The organism is Methylibium rhizosphaerae (assembly GCF_006386545.1).
GTDB classification, from domain to species: Bacteria; Pseudomonadota; Gammaproteobacteria; order Burkholderiales; family Burkholderiaceae_C; genus Pseudorivibacter; species Pseudorivibacter rhizosphaerae.
In genome coordinates this window covers 46,888-66,521 of record NZ_SWAR01000009.1, presented here as the reverse complement: position 1 = coordinate 66,521, position 19,634 = coordinate 46,888, and the positions used below count along the sequence as shown (strand labels likewise).

Here is a 19,634-nt window from a genome sequence, read left to right as displayed (position 1 = left end):
TTTTTGAGGGCGCCGGTGCAAGCCGGAGTCCTGTGTAGGGGAGTCGCCAAGTTGGTTAAGGCATCGGATTTTGATTCCGACATGCGAGGGTTCGAGTCCTTCCTCCCCTGCCAAACCTCTTCCTGTTCCCGGGCCGGCTGGCACGGGGCCCGGCCGCACTGAGGCCAGTACCCGCAAAGCGTCAGCACCGAGGGTTGCCATGCTCTCCGATACCGTCCTTTTCACCGGCAACGCCAACCCTGTCCTCGCGCAGGAAATGGGTGCGAATCTCGGTCTCACTCTCGGCAAGGCCAAGGTCGGCCGCTTCTCCGACGGCGAAGTCGACATCGAGATCGAGCAGAACGTGCGCGCGCGCGACGTCTTCATCGTCCAGCCCACCAACGCCCCGACCAACGAATACCTGATGGAACTGCTGCTGATGGTCGACGCGCTCAAGCGTGCGTCGGCGCGTCGCATCACCGCCGTCATCCCGTACTTCGGTTATGCCCGCCAGGACCGCCGCCCGCGCTCGATGCGCGTGCCGATCTCGGCCAAGGTGGTGGCCAACATGCTCGAGTCGGCCGGCGTGAACCGCGTGCTGACCATGGACCTGCACGCCGACCAGATCCAGGGCTTCTTCGACATCCCGGTCGACAACATCTACGCGTCGCCGGTGCTGCTGTCGGACCTCAAGTCCAAGAACTACCAGGACCTCGTGGTCGTGTCGCCCGACGTGGGCGGCGTGGTGCGGGCCCGTGCACTGGCCAAGCAGCTCGGCTGCGACCTGGCCATCATCGACAAGCGCCGCCCCAAGGCCAACGTGTCCGAGGTGATGCATGTCATCGGCGAGATCGAAGGCCGCAACTGCGTGATCATGGACGACATGATCGACACAGCCGGCACGCTGGTGAAGGCTGCCGAAGTGCTGAAGGACCGGGGCGCCAAGAGCGTGTTCGCGTATTGCACGCACGGCGTGTTCTCCGGCCCGGCCATCGAGCGCATCAAGGCGTCGCAGCTCGACGAGGTGGTCATCACCAACACCATCCCGCTGTCGCCCGAGGCGCAAACCACGCCGAAGATCCGCCAGCTGTCGGTGGCTTTCCTGTTTGCCGAGACCATTCGCCGCATTTCCGACGGTGAATCGGTCACCTCGCTGTTTTCGGAGCAGAACAACAACTTCTGATCCGTTGTCGCGGCTGCCTTGCCTGAAGGGGCGGGCGGCCTTTTTGCAGCGCCTGGTCGCGGGCGCTTCTCTACTTGGAGTGAAACCATGAAATTCGTCGCATTCACGCGCGAACTGCAGGGGACCGGAGCGAGCCGCCGCCTGCGCAATGCCGGCAAGGTGCCCGGCATCGTCTACGGCGCGGGCGAGCCCGCCAAGATCGAACTCGATCACAACGCGCTGTTCCATGCGCTGAAGAAAGAGGCCTTCCATTCGTCGATCCTCGACATGGAACTGAACGGCCAGGTGCAGAAGGTGCTGCTGCGCGACGTGCAGATGCACGCCTGGAAGCAACTGGTGCTGCACGTGGACTTCCAGCGCGTGGACGCCACCACCCGCATCACGAAGAAAGTGCCGCTGCACTTCATCAACGAAGAGAACTCGCAGGCCGTCAAGCTGGACAAGTGCCTGATCTCGCACGTGGCCACCGACCTCGAGATCGAGTGCCTGGCCTCGCAACTGCCCGAGTTCCTGACGGTGGACCTGGGCGGCCTGGCCAAGGGCCAGTCGCTGCACGTGAGCGACCTGAAGCTCGACGCCGGCATCAAGGTCGTGCTGCACGGCAAGAAGAACCCGGTGATCGCTGCCGTGGTGGCCCAGGAAGCCGAAGAGGCTCCGGCCGAAGCGGCTCCCGCACCGGCTCCCGCGCCTGCCAAGGGCAAGGGCAAGAAGTAAGAGCCCGCCTTGTGCCGCCTTGCAAAGCCCCGCCTCGGCGGGGCTTTGTCGTTTGCAGGGCCACTCGATAATCGAGGCCATCATGATTCGACTCTTCGTGGGCCTGGGCAACCCCGGGCCGGAATACGAGGCCACGCGCCACAACGCCGGTTTCTGGTGGGTGGATGCTGTGGCTCGCAAGCTTGGCGCCACGCTCGTGGCCGACCGCAGTTATCACGGCCTCGTGGCGCGGGTGAACCGCAAGGAAGGCCCGGTGTGGCTGCTCGAGCCGCAGACCTTCATGAACCTGTCGGGAAAGTCGGTCGCTGCGCTGGCGCGCTTCTTCAAGATCGCGCCGGAGGAAATCATCGTCGCCCACGACGAGCTCGACCTGCCTCCCGGCCAGATGAAGCTCAAGTTCGGCGGCGGCCACGCCGGGCACAACGGCCTGCGTGACATCCATGCCCAACTGGGCACCGGCGACTACTGGCGTCTGCGACTGGGCATCGGGCACCCGGGCGCTAAGGCCGAGGTGGCCAACTACGTGCTGCGCAAGCCGCAGGCCGAGCACCGCGAGGCCATCGAAGCCTGCATCGATCGTTCGCTGCCGGCGCTCGATGCGCTCCTGGCCGGCGAGATGGAGCGCGCCACGCTGCTGCTGCATACCAGCAAGCCGCCCAGGCCCAAGCCACCCAGACCGGCGGACCTGCCGCCGCCGGGCTGACCGGCAGTAGAGAACACATCAAGGGAGGGGACGATGAGACAACAAGCAAGAGCGTTGCGCTGGAGCTGCGGCGCATGGCTGGCGCTCGCCGCGGGCGTCGCGGCCGCACAGGCGACCATCTACCGCTGCGGTCCCGATGGGCGCAGCTTCAGCGAAAAGCCGTGCGCTGACGGTAGCGGCCGCACGATGAGCGTGGACGATTCGCGCAGCGACACCGAACTGACGGCAGCACGAGAGGTGGAGCAACGACAGGCGCGCGCTGCGGAAAGCCTGGCGCGCGACAACCGCCGGTTCGAGCGTTCGCTGCGGCCCGGCGGTGCCACGTCCTTGAGCGGGCCCGGCACTGTGGAGGCGGAGGAAAAGCCGGTGGGCAAGTCCGGTGGCAAGTCGCGCAAACGCAAGGGCAAAGCGAGCAAGTCTGCTGAGCCGGACCTCTTCACGGCCGAGGAGCCCGGCAGCGAGCGGAAGAAGCGGCCGCGCGACTGAAGTCAGTCCCGCTCGTTGCCGTCTGCCTGACCCGCTGCAGGCAGCGCCGCGCGGCCTTGCAGCTGCAGGTACTTCGCCATCAGCTGCTCAGGCGTCTCGATGTGTGCCGGGTTGACCGGAATGCAGCTCACCGGACAGACCTGCACGCATTGCGGCTCGTCGAAGTGCCCTACGCATTCAGTGCATTTGCGATGGTCGATGACGTAGAACTCGGGCCCCATCGAAATGGCCTGGTTCGGGCATTCGGGCTCGCAGACGTCGCAGTTGATGCACTCGTCGGTGATCATGAGCGCCATACAGCACGCTCTCCTTCAGGGGTTGCTCTTGACGCGGCTCTTCAGCCGCTCGAGCACGGAGGGTGCCACGAACTTGGAAACATCACCGCCCAGGCTGGCAATCTCCCGCACGAAGGTGCCCGACACGAACTGGAACTGGTCGCTCGGCGTCAGGAACAGCGTCTCCACGTCGGGCATGAGCTGCCGGTTCATGCCGGCCATCTGAAACTCGTATTCGAAGTCGCTCACCGCCCGCAGCCCGCGCACGACGACGCGGCCGCCGTTGGCCACCACGAAATCGCGCAGCAGGCCGCGGAAGGCAATGACCTCGACGTTCGGGTAGGGCTTTGCTACCTCGCGCGCGATCTCGAGCCGCTCGTCCACCGTGAACATGGTGCGCTTGTGGTGGCCCGCGGCCACCGCCAGGATGAGCCGCTCGAACAGCCGGCTGGCCCTGCGCATCAGGTCTTCGTGCCCCAGCGTCATCGGGTCGAAGGTGCCGGGGTAGACGGCGGTGAGGCGGGTCGCGGAAGTCATGATGGCGAGGGGAGGTCGTCGGGCACAGGGTGCAGCAGATGGTAATGCACCGCAGCGGCGCGTCCGCTGCGGTGCAGTTGCACGCCGAGCGGGCGCAGCATGGCTTCGTCGAAGGCGCGCCCGGCCTCCAGATAGATGCAGCCGGCCGGCGCGAGCAGGGGGACGGCCGCGCGCAATGCGGGCTCGAACAGGTCTGCATCGAACGGCGGATCGATGAAGACGACATCGAAGCTGGCGCGCTGCGCCTGCCGCATCCAGGCCAGCGCATCCGCCGTCTCGACCTGCACCGTCGACGCGCCCAGCCGGGCCTTGGACGCGCGCAGCGAGGCCGCCAGCCTTGCGTCCCGCTCCAGCAGGACCACCTGCGTTGCGCCGCGCGATGCGGCCTCGAATCCGAGGGCGCCGCTGCCGGCAAATGCGTCCAGGCAACGCCAGCCGGTCAGGTCCTGGCCGAGCCAGTTGAACAGCGTCTCGCGCACGCGGTCCGGCGTCGGCCGCAGGCCGGGCGCGTCGGCCACAGGGAGCTTGCTGCGCTTCCACTGGCCGCCGATCACGCGTACCTCGTGCGGCGCATGGCGGGGGGCGGCGGGGGGGCGCTGGGCGGGTTTCACGGCCGCGATTCTAGAGAGCGGGGGTGCCTGCGGCGGCCTCCTAGAATCGAACGCGATCCAAGGAATCCCATGTTCAGCTTCTTCAAGAAGAAACCGGCAGCAGCGCCTGCTGCTGCGTCACCGGCTCCGACGCCCGCTGCATCACCCGCTGCGGCACCCGCTGCGTCTGCGGTTCCCTCGGCGGTTGCTCCGTCCTTGCCGCCTGCACCGGAGCTGGCACCCGCACGCGATTCGTGGCTCGACCGGCTCAAGTCGGGACTGCGCAAGACCGGCTCCAACATCACCCAGGTCTTCACCGGCACGCAGATCGACGACGCGCTGTACGAGGATCTGGAGGCGGCCCTGCTGATGGCCGATGCCGGCGTGGCCGCGACTGAATACCTGCTCACCGACCTGAAGCGCCGCGTCAAGGAGGCCAAGGCGACCCAGCCGGCCGCGGTGCGAAACCTGCTGGCCGATGCGCTGGCCGACCTGCTCAAGCCGCTGGAGCAGCCGCTCGTGGTGGGGCAGCACACGCCGACGGTGATCATGGTCACCGGCGTCAACGGCGCGGGCAAGACCACGAGCATCGGCAAGCTGACGCGCCACCTCGCCGGCGCCAACCAGAAGGTGCTGCTCGCGGCGGCGGACACCTTCCGTGCCGCGGCCCGCGAGCAGCTGGCGGTGTGGGCCGACCGCAACCAGGTCGAGATCGTGAGCCAGGAAGGCGGCGACCCCGCGGCGGTGACCTTCGATGCGGTGAAGGCCGGCGCCGCGCGCGGCTGCGACGTCGTGATCGCCGACACCGCGGGGCGCCTGCCGACGCAGCTGCACCTGATGGAAGAGTTGAAGAAGATCCGCCGCACCATCGGCAAGGCGATGGATGGCGCACCGCACGAGGTGCTGCTGGTGGTGGACGGCAACACCGGCCAGAACGCGCTGGCCCAGGTGAAGGCCTTCGACGAGGCGCTGGGCCTGACCGGCCTCGTCGTCACCAAGCTCGACGGCACGGCCAAGGGTGGCGTGCTGGCGGCCATCGCGCTGTGGTCGCGTGCCCACGCGAAAGCCGTGCCGGTCTACTTCATCGGCGTGGGCGAAAAGCTCGAAGACCTGGAGACCTTCGGCGCCCGCGAATTCGCGCAGGCGCTGCTGATGGGCTGAGGTCGGCCGGCGGCCGGTTCAGGGCCGGGGCCCCGGCCGGTTGGTGGGGGCCCCACCATCGAGTGGCGCGGGCGCCGAATCGAGCTCGTCGAACCAGGTGGAGGGCGGCGGATCGCGCGGCACGGCGTCGTCGTCCTCGAGCCCGGAGTCGAGCGAAGGGGCCAGCCGTGCGGCTGCCGACCGGGTGCGCACGCTGGCGCCGCCTTCCTGCTGGGACAGCTCGGGCGGCATGCCTTGCAGCACCTGCTCGCGTGCCGCATTGGCGCTGGGCAGGTGGCCTTCGCGCCACACGTGCACCGGAATGCCGGCAGCCTTGAGCACGCGGTCCATGCGGGCATGACGCTTGTGCGCGCGCTCGCTTTCGTCGATGTCGGCCTGGCGCACGTCGACGACCGCCACCACCTGGGAGCTCGAGTCGCACACCAGCAGGTCCACGCACAGCTGGCCGGCGCGGCGCATCCACTCGGCATACGAATAGCGGGTGGGCACCTTGATGAAACGCGCCAGCGGGACCTGGGCCAGCACCATGTGCTCGGGCAGGGCCGTGCGCAGCACGGCATAGGCCTTGCGCTCGGAGTTGGTCATTAGCCGCGTGGCCGATGGCGGCCACGCGACCACGGTGTCCAGGGCATCGAGTGCCTTGGCCTTGGGTTTTGCGGCAGGCGCAGCCGGTTGGCGCTTGCGTGTCGCAAGCCACAGGACGGCCAGAACCGCCACCACGACCAGGCCAATCAATAGAGGATCCATCGGTACCGATATCCAGGAAAAACGGAGCAAATTACGTTAGCGGGCGCCCGCATTGCGGTCAATCCGAACTTCGACGCCTTGGCAGGTCGTCAGCGGCCCGTCAGCGTCCCATACCGGGCAGGCCCTTCAGGCCGCCCATGCGCTTCATCATCTTCATCAGGCCGCCGCCCTTCATCTTTTTCATCATCCCCTGCATCTGCTCGAACTGATTGAGCAGGCGGTTCACCTCCTGGACCTGCACGCCTGCACCGGCGGCGATGCGGCGCTTGCGGCTGGCCTTCAGCAGCTCCGGCTTGCGGCGCTCAAGAGGTGTCATCGAATTGATGATCCCTTCCATGCGCCGCATGTCGCGCTCGGCCCGGTCCATGTCACCGGCTCCGGCCTTGCCGGCCAGCTCGGTGGGCAGCTTGTCGAGCAGGCCGGACAGCCCGCCCATCTTCTTCATCTGCGAGATCTGGGACAGGAAGTCGTTGAGGTCGAAGTTGTCGCCGGCCTTCACCTTGGCGGCGAGCTTCTGTGCGGCCTCGACGTCAACGCCCTTCTGCACTTCCTCGACCAGCGCGACGATGTCGCCCATGCCGAGCACGCGGCCCGCATGCCGGTCGGCGTCGAAGACTTCGAGCCCGTCGATCTTCTCGGACACACCGGCGAACTTGATCGGCGCGCCGGTGATCGTGCGCACCGACAAGGCCGCGCCGCCGCGGGAGTCGCCGTCGAGCTTGGTGAGGACGATGCCGGTGAGGGGCAGCGCCTCCTTGAAGGCCTTGGCCGTGTTGACCGCGTCCTGACCCTGCATGGCGTCGACGACGAAGAGCGTCTCCACCGGCTTGAGCTCGGCATGCAGGTCCCGGATCTCGGCCATCAGGGCCTCGTCGATCGCCAGGCGGCCGGCGGTGTCGACCAGCAGCACGTCGAAGTAGTGCCTGCGTGCATGGTCGAGCGCCTTGTGCGCGATGTCGCGGGGGGCGTCGGTCGGCGAGGAGGGGAACCACTCGGCACCGGCCTGCCGGGTCACGGTCTTGAGCTGCTCGATGGCGGCCGGGCGGTAGACGTCGGCCGAGACGGTGAGCACCTTCTTCTTGCGCTTCTCGATCAGGTGCTTGGCGAGCTTGGCGGTGGTGGTCGTCTTGCCGGCGCCCTGCAGGCCGGCCATCAGGATGACAGCCGGAGGCTGGGTCGCGAGATCGATGTCCGCGATGCCCTGGCCCATGGTGGCGGCCAGTTCCTTGTGCACGATGCCCACCAGCGCCTGACCCGGCGACAGCGACCCGATCACCTCCTGCCCGAGCGCCTTCTCCTTCACCCGCGCGATGAAGTCGCGCACCACGGGCAGGGCCACGTCGGCCTCCAGCAGCGCCATGCGCACTTCACGCAGCATGTCCTGGACGTTCGAGTCGGTGATGCGGGCCTGCCCCCGCATGGTCTTGACCAGGCGCGACAGGCGTTCGGAAAGGGCGGAGGTGGCCATGCTGAAGCGGAACGTTGGAGCCAGCGGACGTGAATGCTCGGCGTGAGGGCGCGTACCCGAAAGTACACTGTGGCCGATGATTCTATTGCCCCGTCTCGACTCGCCCGGCTGGTGGGCCCTGGCCCTGCCCAGCGTGCTGGCGCTGGCCGGCTATGCGGCGGCGACGCTGCGCGGCGAAGCCCACGCACTGCGCGTGGGCTTGCTCGCCGGCTGGGTGGCGCATGCCGCCGCGATCTTGGTCGACACCCTCGGCATCGGCTCGGCGCAGCCCGGCGCGCGTTTCGGTTTTGCGCCGGCGCTGTCGGTGACCCTGTGGCTGGTGCTGGCCGTCTACGCAGTGGAAAGCCGGCTGGTGCCGCTGCCCGGCGTGCGCCGCGTGCTGGCATCGCTGGGCGCCACGGCCGTGCTGCTGGCGCTGCTCTTCCCGGGGGAGTTTCGTCCTCACGCCGGCTCGGCGTGGGCGCCGCTGCACTGGGTGCTGGGCATTGCCTCCTACGGACTGTTCGGCGCGGCGGTGCTGCATGCCGCGCTGCTGAGCAACGCAGAGCGGCAGATGCGCCTGAAGCCCAACGGCGCGGGCACGCTCAGGCAGCCGCCCACGCCGATGGGGCTGCCGCTGCTGCGCCTGGAGACACTCACCTTCCGATTCGTGGCGGCCGGCTTCGTCGTGCTCTCGATGGCCCTGCTGTTGGGCTGGTGGTACGCGAGCCCCTGGCGCTGGGACCACAAGACGGTGTTCTCGGTGCTTGGCTGGGCGGTGTTCGCCGGCCTGCTGGCCGGGCGCGCTGCCTTCGGCTGGCGTGGGCGCAACGCAACCCGCTGGCTCTACTTCGGCGCCGTGCTCTTGCTGCTCGGGTACGTCGGGTCTCGTTTCGTGCTCGAGGTCGTGTTGAAACGCGCCTCGGCGACGATGTGACGGTGCCCTCGTGAAGTACCTGGTATTGCTGCTGATCGTCGTCGCAGTGCTGTGGCTCATGCGCTCGGGCCGGGGTGCCGGCACGGGCTCGAAGGACGCCTCAGGCGCTGCGCCGTCCCAGGCCCCCGCGAGACGTGGCGCGGAGCCTGGCTTGCAGCAGGTGGTGGCCTGCTCGCACTGCGGCGTGCACCTGCCCCGCAGCGAAGCCCTGACCGGGTCCGGGGGCCGGCTCTACTGCAGCGAGTCGCATCGACACCTGCAAGAGGGCAAGGCTTGAGCACCGGCACCCGGCCGAGCAGTCGAGGGGCGCGGCGGCAGTCGGCCCACCAGGCGGCAGCCCGCAAGGAAGGACGCACCGCACCCGAGGAGTCGTGGTTCGGCGCCCTCGGTGTGGGAGACGACACCCGGCTGGACCCGGCCGACGCCGACGCACTCCATGACGACGAGTCGCGCTACGACGGCGACTGGAGCGACCTGCAGGGACAGTCGCCGCTCGACTCGCGTTTCATCTCGCGCCAGGCGCGCCGGCTGGTCAGCACGACGCGTCCGTCCTTCCAGCGCATCTACCGGGCCTTCCTGGGTGCGCGTGCGGCGCTCGGCATGGCCCTGCTCGGGGCGCAGGTGGTGGCCAGCTTCTTCTCTGGCAAGCCGCCCACGCTGGTGCTGGGCATGTGCGTCGCCTATGCGGCGGTGGCTGTCAGCATCTGGCTCCTGCCCGGGCTGAACATGGCAAGCGCCTCCGGCCAGCCGGTCGCCCGGCTGAGCCGCGGGCAGTGGTTGCTGACCATCGGCGTGGACGTGCTCGCGTTCTCGGCGCTGCATGCGCTCGCCTCAGCGTCCAGCCTCAACTACGTGGCGCTGCTGGTGCTGCCGGTGCTCATGGCCGGGGTGCTGACCTCGCGCATTGCAGCGCTGGCCACGGCCGCACTGGTCGCGATCATCCTGCTCGGTACCGCCTGGCTCAACGTGCAGGCCGGTGGTGTGCCTTCGCTGCTCATCACCCAGGCAGGCCTCGCCGGGATCGGCTTCTTCGTCATCACGATCCTGGCTGGAGAACTCGCCGGCCGGCTCGCCCGCGAAGAGCTCACCGCGCGAGGCAGCCTGGAGCTCGCGCGTCAGCAGGCCCAGCTGAACCGCCTGGTGATCGAGGAGATGCAGGAGGGCGTGCTTGTCGTGGATCGCCGTGGCCGCGTGCGGGCGGCCAACCCGGCGGCGCGCCTGCTGCTGGCCGAAGACGGCATGACACGGCAGGCTCCCTTCCAGCTGCGCGGTGTGGCGGCCTGGGAACCGCTGGTGAAGGCAGTGGAAAAAGCCTTTGCAGAAAGCATCTGGCCCGAGGCGGGGCGCGATGTCCTGCTGAGCTACATCAGCGGAGGCACACGCCAGCTGCGCCTGCGCGTTCGCTTCACGCGGCGGCGCGACCCGCGGGCGCCCGAGGAGTTCTGCGTGCTGTTCCTGGAAGACGTGCGCACCGCCGAGGCGCGCGTGCGCCAGGAGAAGCTTGCCGCCATGGGGCGGGTGTCAGCCGGCATCGCGCATGAGATCCGCAATCCGCTGGCAGCGATCTCGCAGGCCAACGCCCTGCTTTCGGAAGACGCCACCACGCCCGGCCAGCGGCAGCTCACCCAGATGGTGGCCGACAACGTGCAGCGCCTGAAACGCATCGTCGACGATGTGATGGAGGTAGCGCCCGGCACTGCGCCCGAAGCCGGCGTGCTCGAACTGGGCACGCTGGTTGCCGCGGTTTGCAGCGAGTGGGCTCGCACGGCCCAGCTGCCGCTCGGTGAGCGCAGTCCGCTCAAGGTGAGCCTGCCGGACGAATCGGTCGGCGTGCGTTTCGACGAGGACCATCTGCGCCGCGTGCTCGTGAACCTCCTGGACAACGCCCATCGCCACGGCACCAAGGCCACCGGTGCGGCATGGGTTCGCCTTGCGTTGCATCGCGACACCGACCAGCTCGAGCTTTCGGTGCTGAGCGACGGGCCGCCCATCGCCCCGGACGTCGAGCGCTATCTGTTCGAGCCTTTCTTCTCGACACGAAGCCGCGGCACCGGGTTGGGCTTGTATATTTGCCGCGAACTTTGCGAACGCTACGGCGCTAGCATCGATTACCGTCAGCGGCCCGCGACCGAGCGTCACCGCAACGAATTTTTCATCACCCTCAAGCGCGAACCGCTGCTGGACCCGCCTGAAGCCCGCCTTCAAATATGAGCACCCCTGCCCATTTCAGCCTGCTGGTCGTCGACGACGAGCCCGACCTGCGCACGCTGTACGAGCTGACGCTGCTGCGCGAGGGATACGACGTCGAAACCGCCGGCACGGTGGAAGACGCCTGGCTGCATCTGAAGGACCGCACCTACAGCGCCGTCATCACCGACATGCGCCTGCCCGACGGCACCGGGCTCGACCTGCTGCATCGCCTCGAAGAGGCCGGTCGCCGCGAGAAGGCGGTGGTCATCACCGCCTATGGCTCGGCCGAAAACGCGGTCGAGGCGCTGAAGGCCGGTGCCTACGACTACCTCACCAAGCCGGTCGACCTGAAGCAGTTCCGCACCGTGGTGGCCTCGGCGCTCGGCCGGGTGATGTCGCCCGGGCCCACCGTGCAGCCGGCCAACCTGCCATCCGAGAACGCGGCAGCTCCTGCCTCGGCGGCCACCGCCAAGGCGGCACGCCTGCCCGTTGCAGCCCCGCCGCCCGCGCCAATCGCGGCCGCGCCCTCGGGCAGCCCCGCGCTGAACCGCATGGCCGGCAGTTCGCAGGCGATGCAGCATGTTCGTTCGCTGGTCGAGAAGGTGGCGCGCAGCATGGCGCCTGTGCTCGTTCACGGCGAATCCGGCACCGGCAAGGAGCTGGTGGCGCGAGCGATTCATGAAGTGAGTGCCCGGGCGGCGCAGCCTTTCATCGCGGTGAACTGCGGTGCGATTCCCGAGCAGCTGCTCGAAGCCGAGTTCTTCGGCTATCGCAAGGGGGCCTTCACCGGCGCTGCCGAAGACCGCGAGGGCTTCTTCCAGGCAGCACGCGGCGGCACGCTGTTCCTCGACGAGATCGGCGACCTGCCGCTGTCGATGCAATCGAAGCTGCTGCGTTCGATCCAGGAGCGCGCGGTGCGGCCGGTGGGTGCGGTGAGCGAGGTTCCGGTGGACGTGCGCATCGTGAGTGCCACGCACAAGGACCTGGCGGCCGAAGTGCAGAACGGGCGTTTCCGGCAAGACCTCTACTACCGGCTAAACGTCATCCAGATCCGCACCCCGCCCCTGCGCGAGCGTCTCGAGGACCTGATGGCGATCTGCGACCGGGTGCTGACGCGCATCGCCTCCGACGCCGGCGTGAGCCCGCCCCCGCAGCTCAGCCGCGATGCGCTGATGCACCTCATGCGCTATCCGTTCCCCGGCAACGTGCGCGAGCTCGAGAACCTGCTGCACCGCGCGGTTGCCTTGTCAGGGGGCGAGATCATCACCGTGGCCGACCTCGGGCTGCCCGACGCGAGCTTCGGTGACAGCGGTCCGCAGGACTTCGATACCCTGCTCACGCAACCTGCTGCGCTGGAGCCGCTGCACCTGCCGCCGCCGCCAGACAGTCCCCCGCCGCCGCCGGCGCGGCGTGCCAGCGACGCACTGCCCAGCGACCTCGCGGCCTATCTCGACGGTGTCGAGCGTGACATCCTCGTGCGTGCCCTGGAGCGCCATCGCTTCAACCGCACCGCGGCGGGCGCGAGCCTCGGCCTGTCGTTGCGGCAGATGCGCTATCGCATGGCGCGCCTGGGCATCCAGGTGGCCGATCAGGGGCTCACGATCGGTGAGCCGAGCGAGCCCGGCGACGCACCAGACCCTGCATGACCGCAGCCGCCTCGGCGTGGTCCGGCGGCTGGTGGGCCGCGGCCCGGCGCATCGACTCACCCAACTTCGGGCCGCGCCCGGCCGATGGCGCGCCGCCCACGCTGGCCATCGTGCACTCGATCAGCCTGCCGCCCGGCCAGTACGGCGGTGACGAGATCGAGCGGCTGTTCACCAACCGGCTCGACTGGTCTGCGCACCCGTACTTCGAGCAGATCCGCGGGGCCACCGTGTCGGCGCACTTCCTGATTCGCCGGGACGGCGAATTGCTGCAGTTCGTGTCGGTCGACGACCGCGCCTGGCATGCCGGGCGCTCGAGCTGGGGCGGGCGCGACGAGTGCAACGACTACTCCGTGGGCATCGAGCTCGAAGGGCTCGAGGACCATCCGTTCGAGCCGGTGCAGTACGAAGTGCTGGCAACGCTGCTGCGCGAACTGGCGATGCGCTGTCCGATCGCGCAGGTGGTTGGCCACGAACATGTGGCGCCCTCGCGCAAGCGCGACCCCGGCAGCGCCTTCGACTGGCGTCTGCTCGCAACAAGTTTGGGGTGGCCGGATCGGTGCTTTCCCGCGGGCGTGTTGAACGCCGCCTGAGGCGCGCGTCGCGCATCTCAGCATTCATGCAGCCGGGCGCAGCGAATCGCGCTGCAAGCAAGGCCTGGTGCGGGTCGAGGGCCTCGCGCGAAGCAATGGCGCAGCGTTGCGCCGATGTGTGCGGCGCATCACGATCGGTCGCTTCGAGGCCTAGCGTAAACACGCTATACGTAGTGCTTGAAGGGGCGGGGTGCGCTAGATATAGTGTCCCGTCGTGGTATCCTCTCGGCCCTGAAAAGCCTGCCCCCGGCCCGTTGATTTCGATGACTCGCACAAGTGCATCGAGGGCCGCCCGTCACGCGCCGCGCGACATGGGGAAAGCGCAGGACCCAGGACACCCGCCCGACTGACCGACCGAAGCGCCGCACGTTTGCCGGCGCTTGCGGCACGGTCATTGCGTGGCGATCAAGATAACGCAGCAGTCAGAGTACCCAGGCACCAGAAGGAACAACTCATGCAAGCAGTCACACCCAGCGCCCAGATTCCAGCCGTCCCTTCGTCGACCAGCGTGCCCGCAGGGCAGGGCATCGGCAGTGGTTCCGCCTATGCGGGCTACCAGATCATTCGACGCAACGGCGCGGTTGTGGCTTTCGAACCGAGCAAGATCGCCGTGGCGTTGATGAAGGCCTTCCTGGCCGTGCACGGCACGCAAGGCGCCGCATCGGCCAGCGTGCGTGAAACCGTGGACGGCCTCACCGAGTCGGTGGTGCGCGCATTGATGCGCTCGCGCCCGGGCGGCGGCACCTTCCACATCGAAGACGTGCAGGACCAGGTCGAGCTCGGCCTGATGCGCGGCGGCCACCATGAAGTGGCGCGCGCCTACGTGCTGTACCGCGAGCGCCGTGCGCAGGAGCGCGCCAAGCAGGGCGAGGCGCAGCAGGCGCCGGCGCACCCCACGCTGATGGTGACCGACCGCGGCCAGCGCGTGGCGCTCGACATGGCCAAGCTGCATGCGCTGATCGAGTCCGCGTGCGAAGGGCTGGGCGCCGAGGTGCAGGCCGCGCCCATCCTTGCCGAGACGCAGCGCAACCTCTATGACGGCGTGCCGCTCGACGAGGTGTTCAAGGCCGCCATCCTGGCCGCCCGCACGCTGATCGAGAAGGACCCGAGCTACACGCGCGTCACCGCGCGCCTGCTGCTGCACACCATCCGCAAGGAAACCCTCGGCGAGGAAGTGACCCAGGCCGAGATGGGCACGCGCTATGCCGAGTACTTCCCCGGCTTCATCAAGAAGGGCGTGGAAGCCGAGCTGCTGGACGAGAAGCTGCTGCAGTACGACCTGGCCCGGCTGGGCGCGGCGCTCAAGCCCGAGCGCGACTTCAAGTTCGACTACCTGGGCCTGCAGACGCTGTACGACCGCTACTTCCTGCACGTGCGCAAGACCCGCATCGAGCTGCCGCAGGCGTTCTTCATGCGCGTGGCCATGGGGCTGGCGCTCAACGAGATCGACCGTGAAGCACGCGCCATCGAGTTCTACGAAGTGCTGTCGAGCTTCGACTTCATGTCGAGCACGCCGACGCTGTTCAACTCCGGCACGCAGCGTTCGCAGCTTTCCAGCTGCTACCTGACCACGGTGCCCGACGACCTCGACGGCATCTACGAGGCCATCAAGGAAAACGCGCTGCTGTCCAAGTTCGCCGGCGGCCTGGGCAACGACTGGACCCGCGTGCGCGCCCTCGGCTCGCACATCAAGGGCACCAACGGCGAAAGCCAGGGCGTCGTGCCCTTCCTGAAGGTGGTGAACGACACGGCCGTGGCGGTCAACCAGGGCGGCAAGCGCAAGGGCGCTGTGTGTGCCTACCTGGAAAGCTGGCACCTCGACGTCGAGGAATTCCTGGAACTGCGCAAGAACACCGGCGACGACCGCCGCCGCACCCACGACATGAACACGGCGAACTGGATTCCCGACCTGTTCATGCGCCGGGTCATGGAAAACGCAGAGTGGACGCTGTTCTCGCCGTCCACCTGCCCGGACCTGCACGACAAGTTCGGCAAGGACTTCGAAGAGGCCTACACCCGCTATGAAGAGAAGGTCGCGCGCGGCGAGCTCAAGCTGTTCAAGAAGGTGCGCGCCGTCGACCTGTGGCGCAAGATGCTCTCGATGCTGTTCGAGACCGGCCATCCCTGGATCACCTTCAAGGACGCCTGCAACGTGCGCTCGCCGCAGCAGCACGTCGGCGTGGTGCATTCGTCCAACCTGTGCACCGAGATCACGCTGAACACCAACGACGGCGAGATCGCCGTGTGCAACCTCGGCTCGGTCAACCTGGCCCAGCACCTGAAGGACGGCGCTGAAGGCAAGGAGATCGACCATGCCAAGCTGAAGAAGACGGTGGCCACGGCGATGCGCATGCTCGACAACGTCATCGACATCAACTACTACGCGGTCAAGAAGGCGCGCGACTCCAACCTGCGCCACCGCCCGGTGGGCCTGGGCGTGATGGCCTTCCAGGACAGCCTGTACCAGCTGCACATTCCGTACGCGTCGCAGGCCGCGGTGGAGTTCGCCGACCGGTCCATGGAGGCGGTGTGCTACTACGCCTACTGGGCGTCCACCGAGCTGGCCGAGGAGCGTGGCCGCTACTCCAGCTACCGCGGTTCGCTGTGGGACCGCGGCATCCTGCCGCTGGACACACTCAAGCTGCTGGCCGAGCAGCGCGGCGGCTATGTCGAGGTGGACACCTCCGCGACGATGGACTGGGACGCGCTGCGCGCCCGCATCGGCCAGCACGGCATGCGCAACTCCAACTGCGTGGCCATCGCGCCGACGGCGACCATCTCCAACATCATCGGCGTCGATGCATCGATCGAACCCTGCTTCGGCAACCTGTCGGTGAAGTCCAACCTGTCGGGCGAGTTCACCATCATCAACGAGTACCTCGTGCGCGACCTGAAGAAGCTCGGCCTGTGGGACGACGTGATGGTGATGGACCTCAAGCACTTCGACGGTTCGCTGCGCCGCATCGACCGCGTGCCCGAGAACCTCAAGCAGCTGTACGCCACCGCCTTCGAGGTGGAGCCGCAATGGCTGGTGGAGGCGGCGTCGCGCCGCCAGAAGTGGATCGACCAGGCGCAGAGCCTGAACATCTACATGGCGGGCGCCTCGGGCAAGAAGCTCGACGAGACCTACAAGCTCGCCTGGCTGCGCGGCCTGAAGACCACCTATTACCTGCGCACCATCGGCGCCACGCACGCCGAGAAGTCCACCGTGAAGTCGGGTCAGCTGAATGCGGTGCCCACGCAGGGCGGTGCGGGCGGCGTGTCGGCCATGGAAACGGCCGCTGCTGCAGCGCAGGCGCAGATGGCAGCGGTCGCTGCCACCAGCGAGCCGGCCACCGACGTGAAGTTCTGCGCCATCGACGACCCGACCTGCGAAGCCTGCCAGTGAGCACAGCGGCAACGACATGCGTGATGCACCACTCATGCATGTCGTCGCTGCGAATCATCGAGGCGCGTTGCGCAGTGCGCGCGCGCTCGACATCACCGCTCACATCACGTTTCGACCCCGCATTGCGATGCGATGCCGCAACAGCTTTCGCCTCGCGATGTCAAGAAGTGCTTGGTGTTTGAACACAACACTCCGATAATTCGCCGTTATAGGAAGTTCACCTTATGTTGGTCTGGGAAGACAACGCTCGTTCCACATCGCTAGCCCCCAACAGCACCGCGCCACTCTCGCCTCAAAGCGATGCGCGGGCCGTGACCTCCTCGCCTCTTCAATCTGCGGCTGCTGCCTCGACGGCTGCCGCGCAGTCGATCCACTCGACGAGCGAGCGCCGCGTCAACGTTGCCGACAAGCGCATCATCAACGGCCAGACCGATGTGAATCAGCTGGTGCCGTTCAAGTACAAGTGGGCCTGGGAGAAGTACCTCGCCACCTGTGCCAACCACTGGATGCCGCAGGAGATCAACATGTCGCGTGACATCGCGACCTGGAAGGATCCCAACGGCCTCTCCGACGACGAGCGCCGCATCATCAAGCGCAACCTCGGCTTCTTCGTGACCGCCGATTCGCTGGCTGCCAACAACATCGTGCTGGGCACCTACCGCCACATCACGGCGCCCGAGTGCCGCCAGTTCCTGCTGCGCCAGGCCTTCGAAGAGGCGATCCACACGCACGCCTACCAGTACATCGTGGAGTCGCTGGGTCTCGATGAAAGCGAGATCTTCAACAGCTACCACGAAGTGCAGTCGATCCGGGACAAGGACGAGTTCCTCATTCCGTTCATCGACCAGATCATGGATCTCAACTTCCACACCGGCACGCCCGAGAACGACCAGAAGCTGCTCAAGTCGCTGATCGTCTTCGCCTGCCTGATGGAAGGGCTGTTCTTCTATGTCGGCTTCACGCAGATCCTCGCGCTGGGCCGCCAGAACAAGATGACCGGCGCTGCCGAGCAGTACCAGTACATCCTGCGCGACGAATCGATGCACTGCAATTTCGGCATCGACCTCATCAACCAGATCAAGCTCGAGAACCCGCACCTGTGGACCGCGGAGTTCAAGGCAGAGATCAAGGCGCTGTTCCAGAAGGCCGTGGAGCTGGAGTACCGCTATGCGGAAGACACCATGCCCCGCGGCGTGCTGGGGCTCAACGCCTCGATGTTCAAGGGCTACCTGCGTTACATCGCGAACCGGCGCGCAACGCAGATCGGCCTGGAGGAGCTCTTCCCGAACGAGGAAAACCCGTTCCCATGGATGAGCGAAATGATCGACCTGAAGAAGGAACGCAACTTCTTCGAGACGCGTGTCATCGAGTACCAGTCCGGTGGCGCGCTTTCGTGGGACTGACGTTTCCGGGCACGAGACTCGGAGATCAGGTCATGTTGATGGATCAAGATCGGTGAGCCAGATCGACGCAGCAAAAGAAATGCGCGAACTGGCTTGCAACCCCATTCACCGTACCGGGGCGCCTCTCCAAGGCAAACACGGGTGGTGAATCGCTGCGCTGAATCGAACAGCGCAGTGTTCTTTGCAACTTGATCAAGGAGAATCGTGATGGCAACTGCGAAGAAAGCTCCGGCCAAGAAGGCCGCTGCAAAGAAGCCGGCCGCCAAGAAGGCTGCCGCCAAGAAGGCTCCGGCGAAGAAGGCCGCAGCGAAGAAGGCCCCGGCCAAGAAGGTCGCCGCCAAGAAGGCGCCGGCCAAGAAGGTCGCCGCCAAGAAGGCGCCGGCGAAGAAGGCCGCTGCCAAGAAGCCTGCTGCCAAGAAGGCCGCAGTCAAGAAGGCGCCGGCCAAGAAGGCCGCTGCCAAGAAGGCTCCTGCGAAGAAGGCCGCTGCCAAGAAGGCTGCGAAGAAGCCTGCTGCCAAGAAGCCTGCGAAAAAGGCTGCTGCGAAGAAGCCTGCGGCCAAAGCGGCCGCTGCTGCCCCTGCTGCTGCCCCTGCGAAGCCTGCCGCAGCCCCGGCTGCCAAGACGACGCTGAGCCCGCAAGCAGCTTGGCCGTTCCCGACGGGCAACAAGCCCTGAGGTCGGTCTTCCGGCGATCAGCAAGCCCGGCTTCGGCCGGGCTTTTTGTTTGGCGCTCCAACACCACCACGACCCATTGCCATGGCGTCTGAATCCGACTGGCCCTGCGCACGTGCAGACGGCACCGGCACGCTGCTCGACGTCCACGTCGTCCCTGGCGCGAAGCGGACCGAGGCCTGCGGGCTCCACGGTGATGCGCTCAAGCTGCGGCTGGCCGCTGCCCCGGTCGAAGGCCAAGCCAACGATTGCCTGCTGCGCTGGCTTGCAGAGCAGTTGCACCTGCCGCGCCAGCAGGTGGTGCTCAAGCGCGGCGCGACCTCACGCCGCAAGCAGGTGTGGCTGCCCGCCAGCCTGGCCGACGTGCGGCGCTGGTTGCACGGGGTGTCGGCCGAGCCGGCATAGAGCACGAACATCGGCCCGAGAAGTCCTTCACGCAGATTCAAGTCACGGCGGGGTGCCGGCGGATCACACTTCCTTCAGCCATTGAAGGAGTTTCGTCATGGCACAGCTCACCGCCTCGTTTGCCGCGGCCGTCTTCATGCTGTGTGCCGCCGCAGCAGCCCATGCGCAGGGCATCTACGCAGCCACGCCAATCCCGGCAGCGGGCGTGAAGCTTTCGCATGCCGGCGACAGCAAGGCCTACCGCACCGATGCGGCACGGCACCTCTACGACGCCTACTCGCACCGCATCTACCGCGGCAAGCTGCCGCCGCTGATCCATGCGGTCGTCGTGGTGGAAACGGAAGTCGACGCCGAGGGGCGGGTGGTGGACGTGAACTTCGTGCGTGTGCCCACCCATGCGCCGGAGGTGGTGGCCGCGGTGCGCAAGATGCTGCGTGACGCGTCGCCGTTGCCGGTGCCGCAGCAACTGGGCGGCAGCGTCAAGTACACCGACATCTGGCTGGTGGACAAGAGCGGTCGCTTCCAGCTCGACACGCTGACCGAAGGCCAGCTCATGGGACACGAGCAGCGCTGATCCGCGG

20 protein-coding genes and 1 tRNA gene are annotated in these 19,634 nt (G+C 67.2%); 16 read left to right on the top strand and 5 right to left on the bottom strand.

Features of this window, described 5'->3' with window-relative positions; genetic code table 11:
* Positions 1–36 precede the first annotated feature (36 nt).
* The 5 genes from E8D38_RS09155 (at position 37) to E8D38_RS09135 (ending at position 3,065) form a co-directional block, all read left to right on the top strand.
* A tRNA-Gln gene (locus E8D38_RS09155) sits at positions 37–113 on the top strand.
* A gap of 86 nt (positions 114–199) precedes the next feature.
* Positions 200–1,162, top strand: coding sequence for a ribose-phosphate pyrophosphokinase (locus tag E8D38_RS09150; RefSeq protein ID WP_140628222.1), 963 nt, complete (start codon positions 200–202; stop codon positions 1,160–1,162).
* Between the two features lie 87 nt (positions 1,163–1,249).
* Positions 1,250–1,876 carry a 50S ribosomal protein L25/general stress protein Ctc gene (locus E8D38_RS09145; RefSeq protein ID WP_140628219.1) on the top strand — a complete coding sequence of 209 codons (627 nt, stop codon included), beginning with the start codon at positions 1,250–1,252 and terminating at the stop codon, positions 1,874–1,876.
* A gap of 82 nt (positions 1,877–1,958) precedes the next feature.
* Positions 1,959–2,579: an aminoacyl-tRNA hydrolase gene (gene pth / locus E8D38_RS09140; protein WP_140628216.1), complete on the top strand. Its 621-nt coding sequence runs from the start codon at positions 1,959–1,961 to the stop codon at positions 2,577–2,579.
* Between the two features lie 33 nt (positions 2,580–2,612).
* Entirely contained in the window at positions 2,613–3,065 is a 453-nt protein-coding gene (locus E8D38_RS09135; protein WP_140628212.1) for a hypothetical protein, read from the top strand.
* 2 nt (positions 3,066–3,067) lie between these two features.
* On the opposite strand, the gene E8D38_RS09130 is transcribed toward E8D38_RS09135, so the two are convergent.
* The 3 genes from E8D38_RS09130 to rsmD are packed head-to-tail and all read right to left on the bottom strand — an operon-like array spanning position 3,068 to position 4,488.
* Positions 3,068–3,361 (bottom strand): YfhL family 4Fe-4S dicluster ferredoxin, encoded by a 294-nt coding sequence (locus tag E8D38_RS09130; protein WP_140628210.1) that lies wholly within the window; start codon positions 3,359–3,361, stop codon positions 3,068–3,070.
* 15 nt (positions 3,362–3,376) lie between these two features.
* Positions 3,377–3,877, bottom strand: a complete 501-nt coding sequence (gene coaD, locus E8D38_RS09125; protein ID WP_140628205.1) for a pantetheine-phosphate adenylyltransferase — start codon at positions 3,875–3,877, stop codon at positions 3,377–3,379.
* Positions 3,874–4,488 carry a 16S rRNA (guanine(966)-N(2))-methyltransferase RsmD gene (rsmD, locus tag E8D38_RS09120; RefSeq protein ID WP_246099412.1) on the bottom strand — a complete coding sequence of 205 codons (615 nt, stop codon included), beginning with the start codon at positions 4,486–4,488 and terminating at the stop codon, positions 3,874–3,876. Before rsmD ends, coaD begins: the two co-directional genes overlap by 4 nt.
* A gap of 69 nt (positions 4,489–4,557) precedes the next feature.
* Here rsmD and ftsY point away from each other — a divergent pair, with 69 nt between their 5' ends.
* Complete coding sequence (gene ftsY, locus E8D38_RS09115; RefSeq protein WP_140628199.1) at positions 4,558–5,628, top strand: signal recognition particle-docking protein FtsY; 1,071 nt, start codon at positions 4,558–4,560, stop codon at positions 5,626–5,628.
* Positions 5,629–5,646: 18 nt separating this feature from the next.
* Here ftsY and E8D38_RS09110 read toward each other — a convergent pair whose 3' ends face one another.
* Both E8D38_RS09110 and ffh read right to left on the bottom strand, forming a co-directional pair.
* On the bottom strand, positions 5,647–6,375 hold the full coding sequence (locus E8D38_RS09110; protein WP_140628196.1) for a DUF2726 domain-containing protein: 729 nt from the start codon (positions 6,373–6,375) through the stop codon (positions 5,647–5,649).
* Positions 6,376–6,475: 100 nt separating this feature from the next.
* Positions 6,476–7,843 carry a signal recognition particle protein gene (ffh, locus tag E8D38_RS09105; protein ID WP_140628193.1) on the bottom strand — a complete coding sequence of 456 codons (1,368 nt, stop codon included), beginning with the start codon at positions 7,841–7,843 and terminating at the stop codon, positions 6,476–6,478.
* A 76-nt stretch (positions 7,844–7,919) separates the two neighbouring features.
* Between ffh and E8D38_RS09100 the strand changes: the two genes are divergently transcribed.
* The 10 genes from E8D38_RS09100 to E8D38_RS09055 all read left to right on the top strand — a co-directional run bounded on the left by E8D38_RS09100 (position 7,920) and on the right by E8D38_RS09055 (position 19,627).
* The gene (locus E8D38_RS09100; RefSeq protein WP_140628190.1) at positions 7,920–8,759 is read left to right on the top strand and encodes a cytochrome C assembly family protein; all 840 of its coding nucleotides are present in this window, start codon (positions 7,920–7,922) and stop codon (positions 8,757–8,759) included.
* A 10-nt stretch (positions 8,760–8,769) separates the two neighbouring features.
* Positions 8,770–9,036, top strand: coding sequence for a PP0621 family protein (locus tag E8D38_RS09095; protein ID WP_140628187.1), 267 nt, complete (start codon positions 8,770–8,772; stop codon positions 9,034–9,036).
* Entirely contained in the window at positions 9,033–10,970 is a 1,938-nt protein-coding gene (locus tag E8D38_RS09090) for a two-component system sensor histidine kinase NtrB (protein ID WP_140628184.1), read from the top strand. The genes E8D38_RS09095 and E8D38_RS09090 overlap by 4 nt, the downstream gene beginning before the upstream one ends.
* On the top strand, positions 10,967–12,595 hold the full coding sequence (locus E8D38_RS09085; protein WP_140628181.1) for a sigma-54-dependent transcriptional regulator: 1,629 nt from the start codon (positions 10,967–10,969) through the stop codon (positions 12,593–12,595). Before E8D38_RS09090 ends, E8D38_RS09085 begins: the two co-directional genes overlap by 4 nt.
* Positions 12,592–13,185: a 1,6-anhydro-N-acetylmuramyl-L-alanine amidase AmpD gene (gene ampD / locus E8D38_RS09080; protein ID WP_140628178.1), complete on the top strand. Its 594-nt coding sequence runs from the start codon at positions 12,592–12,594 to the stop codon at positions 13,183–13,185. The genes E8D38_RS09085 and ampD overlap by 4 nt, the downstream gene beginning before the upstream one ends.
* Positions 13,186–13,639: 454 nt before the next feature.
* The gene (locus E8D38_RS09075) at positions 13,640–16,573 is read left to right on the top strand and encodes a ribonucleoside-diphosphate reductase subunit alpha (RefSeq protein ID WP_140628175.1); all 2,934 of its coding nucleotides are present in this window, start codon (positions 13,640–13,642) and stop codon (positions 16,571–16,573) included.
* Between the two features lie 224 nt (positions 16,574–16,797).
* The gene (locus E8D38_RS09070) at positions 16,798–17,976 is read left to right on the top strand and encodes a ribonucleotide-diphosphate reductase subunit beta (RefSeq protein WP_140628172.1); all 1,179 of its coding nucleotides are present in this window, start codon (positions 16,798–16,800) and stop codon (positions 17,974–17,976) included.
* 207 nt (positions 17,977–18,183) lie between these two features.
* Complete coding sequence (locus tag E8D38_RS09065) at positions 18,184–18,651, top strand: histone H1-like DNA-binding protein (RefSeq protein ID WP_140628169.1); 468 nt, start codon at positions 18,184–18,186, stop codon at positions 18,649–18,651.
* A gap of 81 nt (positions 18,652–18,732) precedes the next feature.
* Positions 18,733–19,053, top strand: coding sequence for a DUF167 domain-containing protein (locus tag E8D38_RS09060; RefSeq protein ID WP_140628165.1), 321 nt, complete (start codon positions 18,733–18,735; stop codon positions 19,051–19,053).
* Positions 19,054–19,150: 97 nt separating this feature from the next.
* Positions 19,151–19,627 carry a hypothetical protein gene (locus E8D38_RS09055; protein WP_140628161.1) on the top strand — a complete coding sequence of 159 codons (477 nt, stop codon included), beginning with the start codon at positions 19,151–19,153 and terminating at the stop codon, positions 19,625–19,627.
* Positions 19,628–19,634: the final 7 nt, after the last annotated feature.

What these genes read in the sequence shown, in the direction of transcription:
- E8D38_RS09150 (WP_140628222.1), top strand. Translation starts at nt 200, where the DNA reads ATGCTCTCCGATACCGTCCTTTTCACCGGCAACGCCAACCCTGTCCTC.
- E8D38_RS09145 (WP_140628219.1), top strand. Translation starts at nt 1,250, where the DNA reads ATGAAATTCGTCGCATTCACGCGCGAACTGCAGGGGACCGGAGCGAGC.
- pth (WP_140628216.1), top strand. Translation starts at nt 1,959, where the DNA reads ATGATTCGACTCTTCGTGGGCCTGGGCAACCCCGGGCCGGAATACGAG.
- E8D38_RS09135 (WP_140628212.1), top strand. Translation starts at nt 2,613, where the DNA reads ATGAGACAACAAGCAAGAGCGTTGCGCTGGAGCTGCGGCGCATGGCTG.
- E8D38_RS09130 (WP_140628210.1), bottom strand. Translation starts at nt 3,361, where the DNA reads ATGGCGCTCATGATCACCGACGAGTGCATCAACTGCGACGTCTGCGAG.
- coaD (WP_140628205.1), bottom strand. Translation starts at nt 3,877, where the DNA reads ATGACTTCCGCGACCCGCCTCACCGCCGTCTACCCCGGCACCTTCGAC.
- ftsY (WP_140628199.1), top strand. Translation starts at nt 4,558, where the DNA reads ATGTTCAGCTTCTTCAAGAAGAAACCGGCAGCAGCGCCTGCTGCTGCG.
- E8D38_RS09110 (WP_140628196.1), bottom strand. Translation starts at nt 6,375, where the DNA reads ATGGATCCTCTATTGATTGGCCTGGTCGTGGTGGCGGTTCTGGCCGTC.
- ffh (WP_140628193.1), bottom strand. Translation starts at nt 7,843, where the DNA reads ATGGCCACCTCCGCCCTTTCCGAACGCCTGTCGCGCCTGGTCAAGACC.
- E8D38_RS09100 (WP_140628190.1), top strand. Translation starts at nt 7,920, where the DNA reads ATGATTCTATTGCCCCGTCTCGACTCGCCCGGCTGGTGGGCCCTGGCC.
- E8D38_RS09085 (WP_140628181.1), top strand. Translation starts at nt 10,967, where the DNA reads ATGAGCACCCCTGCCCATTTCAGCCTGCTGGTCGTCGACGACGAGCCC.
- ampD (WP_140628178.1), top strand. Translation starts at nt 12,592, where the DNA reads ATGACCGCAGCCGCCTCGGCGTGGTCCGGCGGCTGGTGGGCCGCGGCC.
- E8D38_RS09075 (WP_140628175.1), top strand. Translation starts at nt 13,640, where the DNA reads ATGCAAGCAGTCACACCCAGCGCCCAGATTCCAGCCGTCCCTTCGTCG.
- E8D38_RS09070 (WP_140628172.1), top strand. Translation starts at nt 16,798, where the DNA reads ATGTTGGTCTGGGAAGACAACGCTCGTTCCACATCGCTAGCCCCCAAC.
- E8D38_RS09065 (WP_140628169.1), top strand. Translation starts at nt 18,184, where the DNA reads ATGGCAACTGCGAAGAAAGCTCCGGCCAAGAAGGCCGCTGCAAAGAAG.
- E8D38_RS09060 (WP_140628165.1), top strand. Translation starts at nt 18,733, where the DNA reads ATGGCGTCTGAATCCGACTGGCCCTGCGCACGTGCAGACGGCACCGGC.
- E8D38_RS09055 (WP_140628161.1), top strand. Translation starts at nt 19,151, where the DNA reads ATGGCACAGCTCACCGCCTCGTTTGCCGCGGCCGTCTTCATGCTGTGT.